This window comes from Microbacterium sp. Marseille-Q6648 (genome assembly GCF_943181415.1).
Classification (GTDB): Bacteria; Actinomycetota; Actinomycetes; order Actinomycetales; family Microbacteriaceae; genus Microbacterium.
Genome location: NZ_CALPBZ010000001.1, coordinates 1,083,139 through 1,100,787, shown reverse-complemented (window position 1 = coordinate 1,100,787; position 17,649 = coordinate 1,083,139). Strand labels below are relative to the sequence as shown.

Annotated in this window: 17 protein-coding genes and 1 tRNA gene; 8 read left to right on the top strand and 10 right to left on the bottom strand. The window is 72.8% G+C overall.

Annotated elements, in window-relative coordinates; genetic code table 11:
• Positions 1-249: 249 nt before the first annotated feature.
• Genes mscL through NFR93_RS05260 form a run of 3 tightly spaced genes read right to left on the bottom strand, consistent with a single transcriptional unit; the run spans position 250 to position 1,679 of the window.
• Positions 250-699: a large conductance mechanosensitive channel protein MscL gene (mscL, locus tag NFR93_RS05270; RefSeq protein ID WP_251450598.1), complete on the bottom strand. Its 450-nt coding sequence runs from the start codon at positions 697-699 to the stop codon at positions 250-252.
• Between the two features lie 20 nt (positions 700-719).
• Positions 720-1,070 carry an FmdB family zinc ribbon protein gene (locus NFR93_RS05265; RefSeq protein ID WP_251450597.1) on the bottom strand — a complete coding sequence of 117 codons (351 nt, stop codon included), beginning with the start codon at positions 1,068-1,070 and terminating at the stop codon, positions 720-722.
• Between the two features lie 12 nt (positions 1,071-1,082).
• Complete coding sequence (locus tag NFR93_RS05260) at positions 1,083-1,679, bottom strand: 5-formyltetrahydrofolate cyclo-ligase (protein WP_251450596.1); 597 nt, start codon at positions 1,677-1,679, stop codon at positions 1,083-1,085.
• Between the two features lie 104 nt (positions 1,680-1,783).
• On the opposite strand from NFR93_RS05260, the gene galU reads away from it, so the two are divergent.
• The 4 genes from galU (at position 1,784) to NFR93_RS05240 (ending at position 4,492) form a co-directional block, all read left to right on the top strand.
• Positions 1,784-2,671 (top strand): UTP--glucose-1-phosphate uridylyltransferase GalU, encoded by an 888-nt coding sequence (galU, locus tag NFR93_RS05255; protein ID WP_251450595.1) that lies wholly within the window; start codon positions 1,784-1,786, stop codon positions 2,669-2,671.
• A 23-nt stretch (positions 2,672-2,694) separates the two neighbouring features.
• Positions 2,695-3,324, top strand: a complete 630-nt coding sequence (locus NFR93_RS05250; protein WP_251450594.1) for a GNAT family N-acetyltransferase — start codon at positions 2,695-2,697, stop codon at positions 3,322-3,324.
• 157 nt (positions 3,325-3,481) lie between these two features.
• Positions 3,482-4,354, top strand: coding sequence for a large exoprotein (locus NFR93_RS05245; RefSeq protein ID WP_251450593.1), 873 nt, complete (start codon positions 3,482-3,484; stop codon positions 4,352-4,354).
• Between the two features lie 65 nt (positions 4,355-4,419).
• Positions 4,420-4,492 (top strand) — tRNA-Ala (locus tag NFR93_RS05240).
• 579 nt (positions 4,493-5,071) lie between these two features.
• Here the strand turns inward: NFR93_RS05240 and NFR93_RS05235 are convergent.
• Positions 5,072-6,148 carry a Glu/Leu/Phe/Val dehydrogenase family protein gene (locus tag NFR93_RS05235; RefSeq protein ID WP_251450592.1) on the bottom strand — a complete coding sequence of 359 codons (1,077 nt, stop codon included), beginning with the start codon at positions 6,146-6,148 and terminating at the stop codon, positions 5,072-5,074.
• A gap of 78 nt (positions 6,149-6,226) precedes the next feature.
• Entirely contained in the window at positions 6,227-8,263 is a 2,037-nt protein-coding gene (locus NFR93_RS05230) for an HAD-IC family P-type ATPase (protein ID WP_251450591.1), read from the bottom strand.
• An 86-nt stretch (positions 8,264-8,349) separates the two neighbouring features.
• Between NFR93_RS05230 and NFR93_RS05225 the strand changes: the two genes are divergently transcribed.
• The gene (locus tag NFR93_RS05225) at positions 8,350-8,826 is read left to right on the top strand and encodes a YbaK/EbsC family protein (protein WP_251450590.1); all 477 of its coding nucleotides are present in this window, start codon (positions 8,350-8,352) and stop codon (positions 8,824-8,826) included.
• Between the two features lie 24 nt (positions 8,827-8,850).
• Here the strand turns inward: NFR93_RS05225 and NFR93_RS05220 are convergent, their stop codons facing one another.
• Together NFR93_RS05220 and NFR93_RS05215 are read right to left on the bottom strand one after the other, a co-directional pair.
• Entirely contained in the window at positions 8,851-9,954 is a 1,104-nt protein-coding gene (locus NFR93_RS05220) for a baeRF11 domain-containing protein (protein WP_251450589.1), read from the bottom strand.
• Between the two features lie 91 nt (positions 9,955-10,045).
• A complete protein-coding gene (locus tag NFR93_RS05215; RefSeq protein WP_251450588.1) occupies positions 10,046-10,819 on the bottom strand; it encodes an IclR family transcriptional regulator in 774 nt (257 codons plus the stop codon).
• Between the two features lie 61 nt (positions 10,820-10,880).
• Between NFR93_RS05215 and hutH the strand changes: the two genes are divergently transcribed.
• The 3 genes from hutH to hutI are packed head-to-tail and all read left to right on the top strand — an operon-like array spanning position 10,881 to position 15,498.
• Positions 10,881-12,470: a histidine ammonia-lyase gene (gene hutH, locus NFR93_RS05210; protein ID WP_251450587.1), complete on the top strand. Its 1,590-nt coding sequence runs from the start codon at positions 10,881-10,883 to the stop codon at positions 12,468-12,470.
• Positions 12,467-14,125: a urocanate hydratase gene (hutU, locus tag NFR93_RS05205; RefSeq protein WP_251450586.1), complete on the top strand. Its 1,659-nt coding sequence runs from the start codon at positions 12,467-12,469 to the stop codon at positions 14,123-14,125. The genes hutH and hutU overlap by 4 nt, the downstream gene beginning before the upstream one ends.
• Positions 14,122-15,498 (top strand): imidazolonepropionase, encoded by a 1,377-nt coding sequence (gene hutI / locus NFR93_RS05200; protein WP_251450584.1) that lies wholly within the window; start codon positions 14,122-14,124, stop codon positions 15,496-15,498. Before hutU ends, hutI begins: the two co-directional genes overlap by 4 nt.
• Positions 15,499-15,851: 353 nt before the next feature.
• Here hutI and NFR93_RS05195 read toward each other — a convergent pair whose 3' ends face one another.
• From NFR93_RS05195 to NFR93_RS05185, 3 genes are read right to left on the bottom strand one after another with little or no spacing between them, the layout of a single operon-like run.
• Positions 15,852-16,322 (bottom strand): SixA phosphatase family protein, encoded by a 471-nt coding sequence (locus NFR93_RS05195; RefSeq protein WP_251450583.1) that lies wholly within the window; start codon positions 16,320-16,322, stop codon positions 15,852-15,854.
• Positions 16,319-17,215 carry an agmatinase family protein gene (locus NFR93_RS05190; protein ID WP_251450581.1) on the bottom strand — a complete coding sequence of 299 codons (897 nt, stop codon included), beginning with the start codon at positions 17,213-17,215 and terminating at the stop codon, positions 16,319-16,321. Before NFR93_RS05190 ends, NFR93_RS05195 begins: the two co-directional genes overlap by 4 nt.
• Positions 17,216-17,261: 46 nt before the next feature.
• Positions 17,262-17,612 carry a gamma-glutamylcyclotransferase family protein gene (locus tag NFR93_RS05185; RefSeq protein WP_251450579.1) on the bottom strand — a complete coding sequence of 117 codons (351 nt, stop codon included), beginning with the start codon at positions 17,610-17,612 and terminating at the stop codon, positions 17,262-17,264.
• Between the last annotated feature and the right edge of the window lie 37 nt (positions 17,613-17,649).

The window sequence follows — 17,649 nt, the reverse complement described above, 5'->3', positions numbered from 1 at the left end:
AGCGCATCGAGCGGGTCCCCGGTTCGCGCCGCGCGCGGCTCACCGCCGCGCCGGGAACCCAGCCCGAGCCCGTGCCCGCAGATACGGCGCGAGACGAGGATGCTGCGGCTGCGGCATCCGCTCGGCCTGGCGGTGCCGGGGGAGGAACTGCCGACGATGCGGGAACGGATGCGCCGGGGCCGAACGACGAGCGGATGAAACGCGACGTCCCGCCCCACTGGTGAGCGGGACGGGACGGCGGACGTTCGGTCAGACGCGGGGGGCGCCGGGAGTCTGACCCGGGGCGGTGCCCTGCTGGGTCTGCAGCAGATCGCGGATCTGCATGAGCAGCTCCTGCTCGGTCGGCAGCGACGGCGCATCGGTCGTCTTGCCCACGCCCGCCTTCGCCTCGGCGCGCGCCTTGAAGCGGTTCATCGGGTAGACGAAGACGAAGTAGACGATCGCCGCGACCGCGAGGAACTGGATGATCGCGCCGAGGATGCCGCCGATCAGGATGTTCGACGTGTTGCCGGTGAGAGTGGGGATCGAGATCACCCAGTCCGACAGGTCGCCGACCTGGAAGATCGCGCCGATGAGCGGGTTGATGAGGCCCTCGACGAGCGCGTTGACGATGGCGGTGAACGCGGCGCCGATGACCACCGCGACGGCGAGGTCGATGACGTTGCCACGCAGGATGAATTCTTTGAAGCCGTTGATCATGTCTGTCTCCTCGAGCCGGCTCACGCCGACGTGCTGGCGGACGAGGACGACGAGCCCGCCCCCGAGGACGATGATGCCGCAGACGTCTCGCTTTTGCCAGACGAGCCGGAGCCCGAGCCCGAGCTCGACGAGCCGGAGCCGGAGCCGGACGAGCCGGCCTTGCCGGACGAGCCGCTCTTGCCGGCGCCGGCGCCCGCGCGGGAGTCGGTGCGGTAGAAGCCCGAGCCGTTGAAGGTCACGCCGATCGAGCCGTACTCCTTGCGGAGTGTTCCGCCGCACTCCGGGCACTCGGTGAGGGTGGGGTCGGCGAAGGACTGCACCGCGTCGAAGCGGTGTCCGCACTGCTTGCAGGCGTAGGCGTAGGTGGGCATGTGGTTTCCGTTTCAGTGCGCGGCCGGCGCGAGGGTGAGGGTGCGGGTGGGGGTGACCACTCCGGTGACGGGCTGATCGTGAAGGTCGAAGGGGACGTCGTCGACGATCTCGGAGTCGAACACGACGGCGTAGACGGGCGGGCAGTGCTGCATCGACCCGAGGGTCTTGTCGAAGTAGCCGCGGCCCCAGCCCAGCCGCATGCCGTCCGGCGAGACGGCGGCGGCGGGGATGATGAGCAGGTCGACGTCGTCGAGCGCGATGGGTCCGAGCACCTCGCCGACCGGCTCGGGCATCCCGAACAGGCCTTCGGCGATGCCCCCGTCGGGTGTGGCCACCGACCAGTCCAGCAGCCCGTCCGCGCGCGTGATCGGAAGCAGCACACGGATGCCGCGCCCCACGGCCGCGGCCACGAACTCGTGGGTGCCGGGCTCGGTGGGGGTGGAGAGGAAGCACGAGATCGAGCGGGCGCCGAGTCGTTCCACCAGGGCGTCGAGCTGGCGGCGGACGCCGTCGGAAGCGGCATCCCGGGCCGACTCGGAGAGCTGCTGCCGACGCTCGCGCAGCTCGGCGCGCAGGGCGCGCTTGGCATCGGCGATCGCGTCGGACATGCCCACGATTCTAGGCGGGGGCGGAGGGTATCGAATCCGACACGGGTTCCGCTCGCAAACTGCGCGTCACATTCAGATCACACACCGTCGTTAGACTGCCGCGTATGCCTCACAAGCCATTCAAGGCCGTCATCCCTGCTGCGGGTCTCGGCACTCGGTTCCTGCCCGCCACGAAGGCGATGCCGAAGGAGATGCTCCCGGTCGTCGACAAGCCCGCGATCCAGTACGTGGTCGAAGAGGCCACCGCCGCCGGCATCGACGACGTCCTCATCATCATCGGGCGCAACAAGAACAACCTGTCGAACCACTTCGACTCGGTGCCCGAGCTCGAGAACAACCTGCGCAAGAAGGGCGACGAAGACAAGCTCGCCAAGGTGCAGCAGTCGAGCGACCTCGCCGACATCCACTTCGTCCGTCAGGGCGAGCCGAAGGGGCTGGGCCACGCGGTGCTGCGCGCCCGCGCCCACGTCGGCGACCACCCCTTCGCCGTCATGCTCGGCGACGACCTCATCGACGAGCGTGACCCGCTGCTGACGACGATGCTGTCGGAGTACGACAAGCGCGGCGCCACCGTCATCGCCCTCATGGAGGTCGACCCCGAGCACATCCACCTCTACGGCGTCGCGACCGTCGAGGCGACCGACACCGACGACGTCGTGCGCGTCACCGGCCTCGTCGAGAAGCCCAAGCGCGAAGACGCCCCGTCGAACCTGGCGATCATCGGCCGCTACGTGCTCGACCCCTCGGTCTTCGACATCCTCGAGCGCACCGAGCCGGGCAAGGGCGGCGAGATCCAGCTCACCGACGCGCTCGAGGAGCTCGCCGCAGACCCCGAGGGCCCCGGCGTCTACGGCGTGGTCTTCCGCGGCCGTCGCTACGACACCGGCGATAGAGTGGATTACATCAAGGCCATCGTGCAGCTCGCGGCCGATCGTGAAGATCTCGGACCCGACCTGCGTCCCTGGTTCAAGGAGTTCGCGGCCACGCTGTAGGCCGCCTGTTCAAGGGGGTCGACGTGGATCTGACGGCTCCTCGTCGCCATGGACCGGTGTCGATCCGCCTGGTGCGGCAGCGCGACGCGCGCGGCTTGCAGAACGAGCTCCTCTCCAATCGCTCGTGGCTTCGGCCGTGGGAGGCGACGAGCCCGGACGGGCCGGTGTCGTTCGACATGCGGCTCGGCGTCCGCCGCCTGTTGCAGCAGTACCGCGACGGGGCCGGCGTGCCGCTGGTCATGGAGTACGACGGCGAACTCGCCGGGCAGTTGAACGTGTGGGGGATCGCGCGCGGCTCGCTCGCGTCGGCCACGATCGGGTACTGGGTCAGCGAGCGCTTCGCCGGCCGGGGCATCACGCCCACCGCCGTGGCGATGGCCACGGACCTGTGCTTCACCGAGCTGCGCCTGCATCGTATGGAGATCTGCATCCGTCCCGAGAACCAGGCGAGCCTGCGGGTCGTCGAGAAGCTCGGCTTCCGGTACGAGGGGCTGCGGCGCCGCTACATCCACATCGACGGCGATTGGCGCGACCACTACGCGTTCGCGCTCGTCAGCGACGAGGTGCCCGAAGGGGTGCTGGAGCGGTGGGTCACCGGGCAGGCGCCGCGCGATGCCGCGATCGTGCCGCCGGCGGACCGGCTGCCCGCCTGACCGGTTCCGCGTCGCCTGCCGCGGGCTGGGGGCGCGGGTTGGGGGTGCGGGGTGGGCTCGGCGTCGGATTGCTGACTGCGACACGCGCGAGGATGCGGCGGGCGCGGCATCCCGTCCCTACCGTTGAGCCCATGGGTGGGCAAGTGCTGGGCGGGGCGTGATCGTTCTTGTCGCGACCCTGCTGTGGCTCATCTACCTGCTGCCGACGTGGAACAGCCGCCGGCAGTACGACGCCGCCGAGCGCAACGCCGTGCGGCTCAACCAGGCCCTGCGGGTTCTCGCCGAGACGAGCGAGCAGCCCGAGGAGATCCGCCTCGAACTCAACGCCCGCACCGCGTTCGCCCAGCAGCGCCTCGCGCGCCAGGCGACCGCGCAACGCGAGCAGGCCGCGCTCGAGCAGGCGCGCATCGACCTCGAGACCGCCCGTGCCGAGCGAGCGGCGGCGCGGCTTCGTCCCGAGGCACGCCGCGCGCGGGCCCGTCGCTCGACGCGACTGACGCTGACGGTGCTCGCGCTCGCCGGCGTCGCGCTTGCCGGCTGGGGCGGATGGGTGGTCGTCTCGACCGGCGTCCAGGTCGCTTTGTGGAGCGGCACCGCCGTTGTCGCGGTGGCCGGACTGATGCTTCGCCGCATGGCCGTCGTGGGGGCCCGCGAAGCGGTGCGCGCACAGCGCGCCGCCGTGCGGATCGCGCCCGGTGTGGCCGAGACCGCGGTGCAGGACGTGACTCTCGAGCGCGAGGAGCGCGCGTGGGAGCCCCGCGAGCTGCCGCGTCCGCTCACCGCGTCCGCGGGCTCGCGTGCAGCCGCCGTGCTGGACGCGACCGCCGCCCGCGAAGCGCTGCGCCAGGCCGCTCTCGACGAAGCGATGCGTCAGCGCGCCGAAGAGCACCAACCCCCGTCGATCGAGGTCGCGAGGACGGCGCGGGCGGCATCCGGTGCCTCGGAATTCGCCCGCATGGGCGTCGTCGACGACGCGGAGATCGAAGACCACGTCCGCCGGCTGCTCGCCCGCCGCGCGTCCGGTCAGTGAGCCGCTTGCGCGGTGCCGGGTGATCGGCGACCCTCAGCCGGCGTGATAATGTTGCTGAGGTTCACGGGCCTGTGGCGCAGTTGGTAGCGCGCTTCGTTCGCAATGAAGAGGTCAGGGGTTCGAATCCCCTCAGGTCCACGAAACGGCGCCCCTCGCGGGGCGCCTTTTTCGTTGGCCGTGCTGTCGGCGTCGGCGCCTGTCCGGTGCGGGATCGGCTGCCTTTCGTGGCGCCTCAGCGGCCGGCGCGGATCACAACTCCTGCACCGCACGGCCGGTGGCGGCGCTGGTTTCGCGTTATTCCGCGGGTCGGGCCGGCCAGGGTGGGCGGGGTGCAGGAGTTGTGATCCGCGGCGGGCGGCAACCCGAGCGCGCTCTGCCAGTCGGGCTGGGTGACGGTCGCCGGGCGTGCCGGGCCGGGCAGGATCACAACTCCTGCACCGCACGGCCGGTGGCGGCGCTGGTTTCGCGTTATTCCGCGGGTCGGGCCGGCCAGGGTGGGCGGGGTGCAGGAGGTGTCATCCGCGGCGGTGGGGCACCCGACCGCGCGCCGCCAGTGGGGGTGGGTGGCGGGCGCCGGGCGGGCCGGGCCGGGCAGGAGCACAACTCCTGCACCGCCCGGTGGCGGCGCCGGTTTCCGCGTGATTCCGCGGGTCGGGCCGGGCAGGGTGGGCGGGGTGCAGGAGTTGTGATCCTCGGCGGGGCGGGAACCCGAACGGCTCAGCCGGCCAGGGCCGGGTGGCGGCCTCCGCTGGTGAGGCGCGCGGCGGCGAGCTTCTCGGCGGCGGCGAGCGGGGTGATGCCGCCCTGGTCGGCCTCGTCGAAGATGCGGCGGACGGTCTGCCCGATGCCGGCGACGCGGTCCATGATCTCGGCTCGCGTGCCGATCTTCTTGGCCTCGAGGTCGAGGTAGATGACACCGCCCGCGTTGACCACGAAGTCGGGGGCGTACAGGATGCCGCGCGCGGCGAGCCGGTCGGCGCCGCTGTGGTCGGCGAGGGGGTTGTTGGCCGGCCCGCATACGGCGCGCGCGGCGAGGGCGTCGATGGTCTCGTCGTCGAGGACACCGCCGATGCCGGCGGGCACGAACACGTCCGCCTCGACGAGGTGCTCGGTGCCGGGCTCGGCCCAGGCGGCGCCGAGTTCCGCGGCGAGCTGCCGCTTGGCGGGGTTGACGTCGGTGACGGTGAGCAGCGCGCCCTCCGCCGCCAGGCGCACGGCGAGGCGGCTTCCGACCTGGCCGAGACCCGACACGGTCACGCGGCGACCGGCGGGGTCGGCGGTGCCGGCGACGCGCTCGAGCGTCGCGCGCAGCGACTCGTACACGCCCAGGCTCGTGGGGCCGGCCGGCTCGCCCGAGCCGCCCACGGCGTCGGGCAGGCCCACCACGTGTTCGGTCCGCTCGCTGACGACGAGCATGTCGTCGGTGGTCGAGCCGACGTCTTCGGCGGTCCGGTACAGGCCGTGCAGTGACTCGACCGCATCGCCGAGGTCGAGGAAGGCCGCGCGGCGGCGATCGGCGTCGAGCGCCGTGCCCTCGGGCAGCGCGATCACGGACTTCCCGCCGCCGGCATCGAGCCCCGCGGCAGCGTTCTTGAGGGTCATCGCCGCGGACAGGCGCAGGGCGTCGCCGAGGGCGTCCGACCAGTGCGGGTACGTCCACAGGCGGGCGCCGCCGAGGGCGGAGCCGAGAACGGACGAGTGGAGCGCGACGGTGATGAACAGACCGCTGCGTCGTCCGGTGATCACCTCCACGCGTTCGTGGGTGAAATCGGGCAGGGGCAGGGTGTGCGTCATCGCGATTCTCTTTCGGCCGGCCTTGTGGGCGCTGCTCTGCGGATGCCGCGACGTTGCGGCATCCGTCTCCATTGTGCCTCAGCGCACCGAAGCCGGGGGAGTGGCTGCGGGGTGAGCCTCGGCGATCGGGTCGGCGACTGGCGAGGTGCCGATGCCCGCGCCGGGGCCGCGGAGCGCGCGGAGCGCGTAGAGGATTGTGGCGAGGTCGACGAGTTCCTGGGTGAGCGCGCCGGCGACAGCGGGGATGTAGCCGGCGGCGGCGACGAGCATGAGGCCGATGCTCAGGGCGATGCCGATCCAGATGGCCGTGTAGGCGACCTTCAGGGTGTGGCGTCCGATGGCGACGGCCTCGGCGATGGGAAGCAGGGAGTCCTGAAGCACCACCGCGTCGGCGGCATCGCCGGCCGCCGTCGCCCCCTTCGCGCCCATCGCCACGCCGATGTCGGCGGCGGCGAGCACGGGGGCGTCGTTGACCCCGTCGCCGACCATCAGCACCGGGCGCGGGTGCAGCTGTGCGGCGAGGTGGACCTTCTCGGCGGGAAGCAGCTCGGCGTGCACGTCGGTGATGCCCACCGTGTCGGCGATCGAACGCGCGGTCGCTTCGACGTCGCCGGTGAGCATCGTGATGCGCTCCACGCCGGTGGCGCGCAGCCACGCGACGACCCGGCGTGCTTCGGGGCGCGGATCGTCGGCGAGGATGAGCGCGCCGGCGTACCGGCCGTCGACGGCGACGTACGCCGCGGCCTGACCCGGCTGAAGCGGTTCGGGCGTGGTGTCGGAGGCGAGCGAGGCGACGTACACGGGCTTGCCGACGACGACGGTGCGGCCGTCGATGATCGCGGTGACGCCGTTGGTGGCGACCTCCCGGGCGTCGGTGGCGGGCCGCAGCCGAAGTCCGCGCTCCTCGGCCGCGCGCCGGATGCCGTCGGCGAGCACATGACTGGAGTACTGCTCGGCCGAGGCGGCGAGGGTCAGCAGCTCGTCGGCGTCGACGGCTGAGGGGCCGGCTGCAGTTCGGGCCGTGGCACTCGCGGCATGGGCCGCGGCGCCGGCGGCGGCTGCGGCATCACCGGCGGCGTCACCCGCGGCGCCGGCGGCGGTCGCGCCATCCGCGACCCGCGCGACGCGAACCTCGACGAGGTCGGGCCGGCCCTGGGTGAGCGTGCCGGTCTTGTCGAAGGCGGCCGAGCGGACGCGCGCGAGCTGCTCGATGACCGCGCCGCCCTTCACGATGACACCGGCCTTCGCCGCCCGCGACAGCCCGCCGAGGAACGCCACCGGGGCGGCGATCAGCAGCGGGCACGGTGTCGCGAGCACCAGCACCTCGGCGAAGCGCGCGGGGTCGCCGGAGATACCCCACGCCGCCCCGGCGATGACGAGCGACACCGCGGTGAACGGGATCGCGAAACGGTCGGCGAGGCGCACCGTCGGCGCCTGCGACTCCTGCGCATCGCGCACGAGCGCCACGATCTGCTGGTACTGGCTGTCGGCGCTGCGACGGATCGCGCGGATCCGCACGGCACGCGAGCCGTTGATCGCCCCCGACAGCACCTCGTCCCCCTCGCCGCGCGACACCGGCATGCTCTCGCCCGTCAGCGACGACTCGTCGAAGGTCCCGGACGAGGACAGCAGGATGCCGTCGACCGGCACGATCTCGGCGGGACGGATCAGCAGCACGTCCTCGAGTTCGACATCGTCCACGTCGACGTCCCGGACGGCGTCGGTGCCGGCATCCGATCGGGTGAGCAGATGCGCGATGCGCGGGGAGCGATCCAGCAGCGCCGTGAGCTCGCGCTTGGCACGGCGTGCGGCGGCGTCTTCGAGGGCGGCCCCGCCGCTGAGCATGAGCACGATGATGAGCGCGGCGATGTACTCGCCGACGGCGAGCGTGGCCGCCATCGCGACGACGGCGAGGATGTCGAGCCCGACGTGTCCGCGCAGGACGTCGCGGACCATCCCGATCAGCACCCACACGATGACGACGGCGACGTAGACCGTCGCGATCCACCGCCCCGCCGGAACGTCGTTGGCGGCGAGCACCAGCACGACGGCGCCGACCACCAGCGTCGCGGCGATCGCCGGATACCGCACGAGCCTTCGCAGCCACCTGGTCACACGTCGAGCCTGGCTCGGCCAGGAGCGCCGCGCCACCGTCTTTGGTCCTGCCGTGCGGGCCCGCGGGTTCGCCCTATCCTGGGGGCGTGACCTCGCACCTCCACCCGCGCAGCCGCGCGGTGCACGACGCCCTCCGCGCCAACGGCATCGGCGGTGAGATCGTCGTCCTCCCGGATGCCGCGTCCACGGCCGCGCTCGCCGCCGCCGCTCTGGGCGTGGACGTCGGCGCGATCGCGAACAGCCTCGTCTTCTGGTCGGACGGCGAGCCGCTGCTGGTGATGACCTCGGGCGCCCACCGCGTCGACACGACCGCCCTCGCCGAGCGGCTCGGTCGCGGGAGCATCGCGCGCGCCACGCCCGAACAGGTGCGCGAGGCGACCGGCCAGGCCATCGGCGGCGTCGCACCGACCGGCCACCCCGCGCCGGTGACGACGGTCGTGGACGAGGATCTCGCCGGCTACGACGAGATCTGGGCGGCCGGCGGCACGCCGCACACCGTCTTCCCGCTCACGTTCGACGAGCTGGTGCGCCTCACCGGCGGCCCCGTGGTGAAGGTGGACTGAGGACCGCCGGTCGCTTCGACGGGGCTACGGAACCTCGACGGGGAACCGCAGGGTGGCCGCCACGGGCGATCCGTCGAGGAGCTCCTGCTGGGTCACGGCCCGCACGACGCCGCCGGCGTGCAGCACGCGCGAGGCCAGGTCGTCGATGAGGGACGGGCCGTCGTCGGAGCGCGTGAGGCGGCCGAACTCGTCGACCCTGCCGCGCGGATCGGCGTCGACGTCGATGCGCAGCTCTTCGATCGCGGATGCCGCAGCCGCCGCCGCGACCTCTTCCAGTCGCGTTGTGGCCAACGCGTCGGCGCGCAGGGTGCCGAAGCGCTCCTTCCATTCCGACAGCTCGTCCCGCTCTCGTGACTCGAGGATCTCGCGGACGGCCTCGTCGAGCTCTGCCCCGGTGAGGGAGTCGGGATGGGCGTCGATGCCCTGGTCGAGCAGCATCCGATGGGTGTTGACATCGCGATATGCGCGCTCGAGGTCGCGCGCGGCGTTGAGGATGAGCGGCGCATCGGCGGGTGCGACGGCGACCACGGCGTCCTGCGCGGCACGGCAGTAGCGCTCGCGCTCGAGCTGCTCGCCCGTTGCCCCCTGGGGGCGCGGGTAGTCGGCCTGCCCGTCGGTGTCGGTGTACTCGAGCATCGTCGCGTGATCGTCGGGCAGGGACAGGTCGTGCTCCACCGGAGCCGCGCCGCCGCCCACCTCGAGCAGACGCACGGCACCCTGCGAGATCTGCACCACCCAGGCGACACGGGGCGACGCTGCCGCCCGCAGCAGCGAGGCGGCGGCGAAGCGGTCGGCGACGATGACCTGGGATTCGGGTTCGACGTCGAGACGGATGGCCTGGTCGCGGTCGGCGGCGGCGACGAGCACCAGCCCGCGGGACTGGTGGGTCCAGAACGGTTCGTCCGTCTCGTACGCGCGCAGGCGCTCGACGATGCGGTCGCGGTCGGCGATGTCGTGCTGTTCGAGCTGTCGCTCGGCGTCCGAGATGGCGCTGCGCAGATCGCCGCGCACGCGTTCATGGTCTGCGGGGATGGGCGACGAGGCCAAGGTGAGGGTCACGCAGCCCGCGCCGCGGAAGTCGAGCAGGTCGAGAAGCTGGGTCTGGTCGAGAGAGTCTGCGGGATACATGTCCTCCACGCTACGAACCCACCCCTCGAGCACGCGAGGGGGTTGCGCAGCCCGCGGACGGGCGTTAACCGGGAACGGCGCCGGCGGCGATTCACCGCCGGCCGATGCGGCGGCCGAGGGACGCTGCGGCCTCGGCCACGGCAGGGACCAGGTCGTCCGCCGACACCGCCGCGTCATCGGGCCACGTCACGGCGACGGCGGCGGCCGGCCAGCCCGCGTGGTCCGTGACGGCGACGCCCACCGACCGGAGCCCGAGGCTCACCTCGCCGTCCTCGACCGCGTACCCCCGGGCGCGGACCTCGCGCAGCACGTCGCGCAGCTCGCCCGGCCTGCCCGGACCCCGCCCGGTGCGGTCTGCGAAAGCCCCGGCATCCGGATACAGTGCCCGCACCTGCGCGCGCGGCATCGCGGCGAGCATCGCCCGCCCGGTGGCGGTCAGGTGCGCGGGCAGGCGCACGCCGACGTCACTGACGAGCGCCGGCCGGCGCGGCGCGCGCTCCTCGACGATGTAGAGGACGTCCCGGCCCGTCATGACGGCCAGGTGCGCGCTCTCTCCGACGCGGTCGGCGAGCGCCGCCACCAGCGGTCGGCCGAGCCGTGCCAGAGGTTCCTGCCGGGCGTACCCGCCGGCGAGTTCGAACGCCGCGGGTCCGAGCCCGAACCGCCGCTCCGCAGGCAGATGCACGACGAAGCCGTGCTCGACGAGGGCGCCGAGCAGGTGGTAGACGCTCGAACGGGGGATGCCGAGCGTGGCCGCGATCGTGCCCGCCGCGACCGGGCCGCGCTGACCCGCGAGGAACGACAGGATCCGCAGCGTCTGGTCGGCGGCGGGCACCTGCGGGCGGGGCGAAGATTTGTCTGACATACCAGACACAGGATGGCATGGAGACCTGTTCCGCGCGAGGGAACGGGTGTGGAATCGACGCATGTCCCGCGTCGCGAGCCCCACCCTGCCCCGCACCGGAGGTGCCGTCGTGGTCGGCGCCGCGCCGCTGACGATGCGAGACGTCGTCGCGATCGCCCGGCACGACGCCCGGGTCGAGCTCGACCCCGCCGCGCTGCGGCGCGTGGCCGAGACGCGCGCACTCGTGGAGGCACTCGCCGACGACCCTCAGCCGCACTACGGCATCTCGACCGGCTTCGGCGCGCTCGCGACCACATTCATCGCCCCCGAGCGCCGCGCGCAGCTGCAGGCGAGCCTCATCCGCTCGCACGCCGCGGGCACCGGGGCACCTGTCGAGCGCGAGGTCGTCCGCGCACTGCAGCTGCTGCGACTGCAGACCCTCATGACCGGCCGCACCGGCATCCGGCCCGTCGTCGCCGAGACCTACGCGGCGATGCTCAACGCCGGCATCACCCCGGTCGTGCGCGAGTACGGCTCGCTCGGCTGCTCGGGCGACCTCGCGCCGCTCTCGCACGTTGGGTTGGCGGCGATGGGCGAGGGTCGCGTCGTCGTCGACCTCTCGGAGCAGGATGCCGCGGACGCGCTCTCGGCCGCCGGCATCGAGCCTCTCGGGCTGCGCGAGAAGGAGGGCCTCGCCCTCATCAACGGCACCGACGGCATGCTCGGGATGCTGCTACTCGCCCTCCACGATCTCGCGCGGCTGTTCGACACGGCAGACGTCGCCGCGGCCATGTCGATCGAGGCGCAGCTGGGCACCGACGCTGTGTTCGCGGCAGATCTCATGACGCTTCGCCCCCAGACCGGACAGGCCGTGTCGGCGGCGCACCTGCGGCGGCTCATCGCGGATTCGCCGATCGTCGCCAGTCACAAGGGCCCGGAGTGCACGCGCGTGCAGGACGCGTACTCCCTGCGCTGCGCGCCGCAGGTCCACGGCGCCGCGCGTGACACGTGGGCCCACGCGCACACGGTCGCCGAACGCGAACTGGCCTCGGCCGTCGACAACCCCGTGATCACACTCGACGGACGGGTGGAGTCCAACGGCAACTTCCACGGCGCGCCCGTCGCGTACGTGCTCGACTTCCTCGCGATCGCTGTCGCCGACGTCGCCTCCATCTCGGAGCGACGCACCGACCGGGCCCTCGACCCTGCGCGCAGCAACGGCCTCCCGCCGTTCCTGGCGCACGAGGTCGGCGTGGACTCGGGACTCATGATCGCCCAGTACGCCGCCGCCGGGATCGTGTCGGAGCTGAAGCGACTGGCCGTTCCGGCATCCGTCGATTCGATCCCGTCGAGCGCGATGCAGGAGGACCACGTGTCGATGGGGTGGGCTGCGGCGCGCAAGCTGCGGCGCGCCGTCGACGGGCTCGCACGGGTCGTGGCGATCGAGGTGCTGACGGCGGCGCGCGCGCTCGACCTGCGCGCTACGCTGCCGGCGGGTCCTGCCACCGGGGCGGTGCGCGACCTCGTCCGCACCGTGGCCGAGGGCCCCGGGCCCGACCGCGTCGTCTCGACCGACATCGAGGCGGTCACCGCGCTGGTGCTGTCAGGAGCCGTGGCCGAGGCCGCGGGTATCGCCGGCGATGACGCCGGATATGAAGGAGGACACCGATGACCACCGCCCCCGTCTCTCGCCTCATCCGCGCCCCGCGCGGCGCGGAGCGCACGGCCAAGAGCTGGGGCGCCGAGGCCGCCAAGCGCATGCTCATGAACAACCTCGATCCCGAGGTCGCCGAGCACCCGGAAGACCTCGTCGTGTACGGCGGCACGGGCAAGGCGGCGCGGTCGTGGGAGGCCTACGACGCGATCGTGCGCACCCTCGACGAACTCGAGCCGGACGAGACCCTGCTTGTGCAGTCGGGCAAGCCCGTCGGGGTGTTCCGGACGCACGAGTGGGCGCCGCGCGTGCTGATCGCCAACTCGAACCTCGTGGGGGACTGGGCGACGTGGCCCGAGTTCCGTCGCCTCGAGCAGCTCGGGCTCACGATGTACGGGCAGATGACAGCCGGCTCGTGGATCTACATCGGCACGCAGGGCATCCTGCAGGGCACGTACGAGACCTTCGCCGCCGTGGCGCGCTCGCTCGGCCGCGAGGACCTCGCGGGAACGCTGACCCTGACCGGCGGCTGCGGGGGGATGGGCGGCGCGCAGCCCCTCGCCGTGACCCTCAACGGGGGCGCGGTGCTGATCGTCGACGTCGACGAGTCGCGTCTGCGCCGGCGCGTCGAGCACGGCTACCTCGACGAGTACACGACGGACCTCGACGAGGCCGTCGTGCGCGTGCTCGAGGCCAAGGCGGCTGCGACGCCGCGGTCGGTAGGGGTCGTCGGGAATGCGGCTGTGGTGTTTCCGGAGCTGCTCGCACGCGGCATCCCGATCGACATCGTCACCGACCAGACGAGCGCGCACGACCCGCTCGCCTATCTGCCGGCCGAGGTCGCCGTCGAACAGTGGCGGTCCGAAGCCGAGCGCGACCCCGAGGGGTTCACCGCCCGCGCCCGTACGTCGATGGCGGCGCACGTCGAGGCGATGGTGGGTTTCCAGGATGCCGGTGCGGCCGTCTTCGACTACGGGAACTCGCTGCGGGCCGAAGCCCTGATGGGCGGGTGCGAGCGGGCGTTCGAGTTTCCGGGCTTCGTGCCGGCGTACATCCGGCCGCAGTTCGAGGAGGGGCGCGGCCCGTTCCGGTGGGTGGCGCTGTCGGGCGACCCGGAGGACATCCGCAAGACCGACCGTGCCGTGCGCGGGCTCTTCCCCGACGACGCCGGGCTCGTCCGGTGGCTCGACAAGGCGGGCGACACCGTGCATTTCGAGGGGCTTCCGGCGCGGATCTGCTGGCTCGGCTACCAGGAGCGCCATCTCGCGGGGCTGAGGTTCAACGAGATGGTGGCGTCGGGCGAACTGGCCGGGCCCATCGTGATCGGCCGCGACCACCTCGACGCCGGCTCGGTGGCCTCGCCCTACCGCGAGACCGAGGCGATGGCCGACGGTTCGGACGCCATCGCCGACTGGCCGCTGCTGAACGCGCTGCTGAACACCGCGTCCGGGGCGTCGTGGGTGTCGATCCACCACGGCGGCGGCGTCGGGATCGGCCGCTCCATCCACGCGGGCCAGGTGACCGTGGCCGACGGCACGCCGCTTGCGGCTGAGAAGCTCGCGCGCGTGCTCACCAACGACCCCGGCACCGGAGTCATGCGCCACGTCGACGCCGGATACGACCGGGCACGCGAGGTCGCCCGCGAACGCGGACTGAAGGTGCCGATGCTGTGAGCGCCGCGCCCCTGCTCATCACCGACATCGGCGAGCTGACGACGAACGTCGCCGCACCGGGCGACCCCTGCGGCACCCTCCACGACGCCGCCGTGCTGGTGATCGACGGCCGCATCTCGTGGGTCGGCCCGTCCTCGCAGGCCCTCGCCGCCGGTGCGGCCGCGCGTGACGGTGGTCAGCCTGACCGCGAGAGTACATCCGGTCGCCGAGAGGCGCCTCGACCTCTCGTCCCCCAGGTGTACCTCGCGGACCGGGGGCGAGGCCGGGACCGGGGCCGGGCCGGGGACGGACCGGGACCGGGGCGGCGACGGGGCCGGGGCCGGGGACGGGGGCGGGGCGCGGGGGTGCGGATGCCGGGGGTGCGGGTCGTGAGCGCGGGCGGCGCGGCGGAGATACCCGGATTCGTCGACAGCCACACGCACCTCGTGTTCGGCGGCGACCGCGCGGACGAGTTCGAAGCCCGCATGGCCGGCACGCCCTATGCCGCCGGCGGAATACGCCGCACCGTGGCAGCGACCCGCGCGGCGTCGACAGACGAACTCCGCGCGCGACTGGCCGGTTTCGTCGTCGAGCTGCGCGCCCAGGGCACGACGACGTTCGAGATCAAGACCGGCTACGGGCTGACCGTCGCCGACGAGTCACGGGCGGCCGCGCTCGCGGCGGAGGTCACCGAGGAGGTCACCTTCCTCGGCGCTCACGTCGTCCCCGAGGAGTACGCCGGCCACCCCGACCGCTACGTCGACCTCGTGTGCGGCGAGATGCTCGAGGCGTGCGCGCCGCACGCACGCTGGATCGACGTGTTCTGCGAGCGCGGCGCGTTCACGTCCGAGCAGTCGCGTCGGGTACTCGAGGCCGGGATCGCCGCCGGCTTGCTCCCACGCGTGCACGGGAACCAGTTGGGACCCGGCGAGGGCGTCCGTCTTGCCGTGGCCGCGGGTGCGGCATCCGTGGATCACTGCACCCACTTCGGCGACGAAGACGTGGAGGCGCTCGCCGCGTCCGACACCGTTGCGACGCTGCTGCCGGGCGTGGAGTTCAGCACGCGGCAGCCGTATCCGAGCGCGCGGCGCCTGCTCGACGCGGGTGTGACGGTGGCGCTGGCGAGCGACTGCAATCCCGGATCGAGCTTCACCAGTTCGATGCCCCTCATGATCGCGCTCGCCGTCCGCGAGATGGGCATGACCACCGCCGAGGCGGTGTGGGCGGCGACGGCCGGAGGCGCCCGCGCCCTGCGTCGCGACGACATCGGCGTGATCGCCCCGGGGAAGCGTGCCGACCTCGTGCAGCTGAAAGCCCCGAGTCGCACCCACCTGGCCTACCGGCCCGGCGTGCCGCTCATCGAGCGCGTCTACCTCGCCGGCGACGAGGTCTGACCGCCGGGCGTGCCCGCGCCGGGCTGCGGGTGGGGCGCTCCGGCGGCGCATAACTCCTGCAGGGTGTGGGGTCGCAGCCTGCCCGAAGCCCGTGATTCCGCGGATGCCGGTGCCCCGACCCCCGCAAGGTGCAGGAGTTATGCGCCACCGACTGCGAGCCGTCGGCGGTCGTCGGGTGGCGGCGCGCGAACTTCCCGGGCTGCGGGTCGGGCGCGCTGGCGGCGCATAACTCCTGCAGTGCGCTCGGTGGCGGCCTGCAGGAAGCCCGTGATTCCGCGGATGCCGGTGCCCCGACCCCCGCAAGGTGCAGGAGTTATGCGCCCGCCGACCCCCGCAACCGTGGTCGGCCCGCCTCAGCGGGGCGTGTCGAAGGTCCACTCCACGGGATCGACGGCGTCGATGAGCGACCAGTCGTCCTCATCCCAGTGGAAGGTGGCGACGGCGCACGTCGGCATGTGCTCGATGCGGTCGCGCGACAGCCGCCCGGCCAGCACGCTCATCCCCGGGTCGTGGGCGACGAGCAGCACTGACGGCACCGCAGCGTCGGCGGCGTGGGCGAGCAGCGTCGGAGCGCTCGCGCCGTACAGCTTCGGCTCGATGTCGACGTCGACGCCGAGGCGCTCGCCGAACACCGCCGCGGTGGTTCGCGCACGCACTGCCGAGCTCGAGAGGATCACCTCGGGCCGGAAGCCCGCCTGCGCGAGCCGTTCGGCCATGACCGGTGCGTCCCGCCGACCGCGGTCGTTCAGCGGCCGGTCGTGGTCGTCGAGGGCGGGATCGCCCCAGTCGGACTTGGCGTGCCGCACGAGAGCCAGTCGGATCATCGGTTCAGGGCCTTTCCGGCGAGGAGTTCGAGGACGCAGAGGGCGGCGAGCCGCACGGTCCGCCCGTCGGGGGAATCGGCGGTGGCATCGACTTCGACGACATCCGCCGAGGACACCCGCGGGTCTGCGGCAAGGGCCCGCACGAGGCCCCGCAGCTCGTGTGCGGCGAGGCCTCCCGGCACCGATGCCGGGCACCCCGGAGCCACGGAGCGGTCGCACGCGTCCACGTCGATGTCGAGATGTATAGGGCCTCCGCCGTCGCCCGCCACGGCCAGCGCCTCGGCGACGACGCCGGCGGCATCCCGGCGGCGGAGCTCGTCGAGGGTCACGACGGTGATCCCGTACTCGTGCGCACGCTCGGCATACGCGGCGGAGTTGGCGAAGTCGGCTATCCCGAGCTGGACGATCCGCGCCGGATCGATGACGCCGTCGTCGACGAGACGCCGCACGGGGGAGCCGTTGGAGACGCCGTCCCGCAGATCGAAATGCGCGTCGATCGTGATGAGGCCGTGGGATCCGGCACCGCGGGCGACGGAGGACGTGATCGAGTTGTCGCCGCCGACCGCGATCACGAGTTCCGCGCGGGCGATCAGCTCGGCGACGCGCTCCGACACGCGGCGCTCCCCATCGGGGCCGTCCGGCTCGGCGATGTCGCCGGCGTCCGCCACCTGCAGCACCTCGGTGAGGTCCAGCGTCCGTGGACCCATGAGTGTCGGACTGTACCGCCGCAGCGCCTGGCGTACCGCGGCCGGAGTCTCGTGCGCGCCCGTCGGCGACAGCGACGTCCGCCACGCCGGCACCCCGACGAGAACCGCGTCCACCGCCTCGGCGATGCCGTCGAGGGGCGGCCAGTCACCGGCGCGCGGCCACAGCGGATCGTGCGAGAGGGTCACGCCCTGACGTTATCGCGCGCTCCCGGATCCCGCACGGTGCCAGCGCTCACCCGTCGAGATACACCCACGCGGCGCGGCCGCTGGCCAGCACGACCCGGGCGCGCCGGTAGAGCGAGGCCTGGTACTCGTCGCACGCGTCGAGCTCGTCCTCGTCGAGATGCAGGACGCTGCCCACCACCTTGTCGAGGCTGCTGCCGGTCTCCCGGACGACCGGCACGATGCGGGGGGTGGCGTCGTCGATCTCACGGTGGTCCTCGACCTCGGCGTAGTCGACGGTGTACCCGGGCAGCACGTCGCCCTCGGTCCGCACCACGCGTCCGAACGTCCCGCGCTGCACCTCGGGATCGCGCAGCGATCCGTAGCTGAACAGCAGCGCCGTCGCAGAGTCCCCACCCACGCGCTCAGGGTACGCCGCCGGCGCGGCCGCCCGTAAG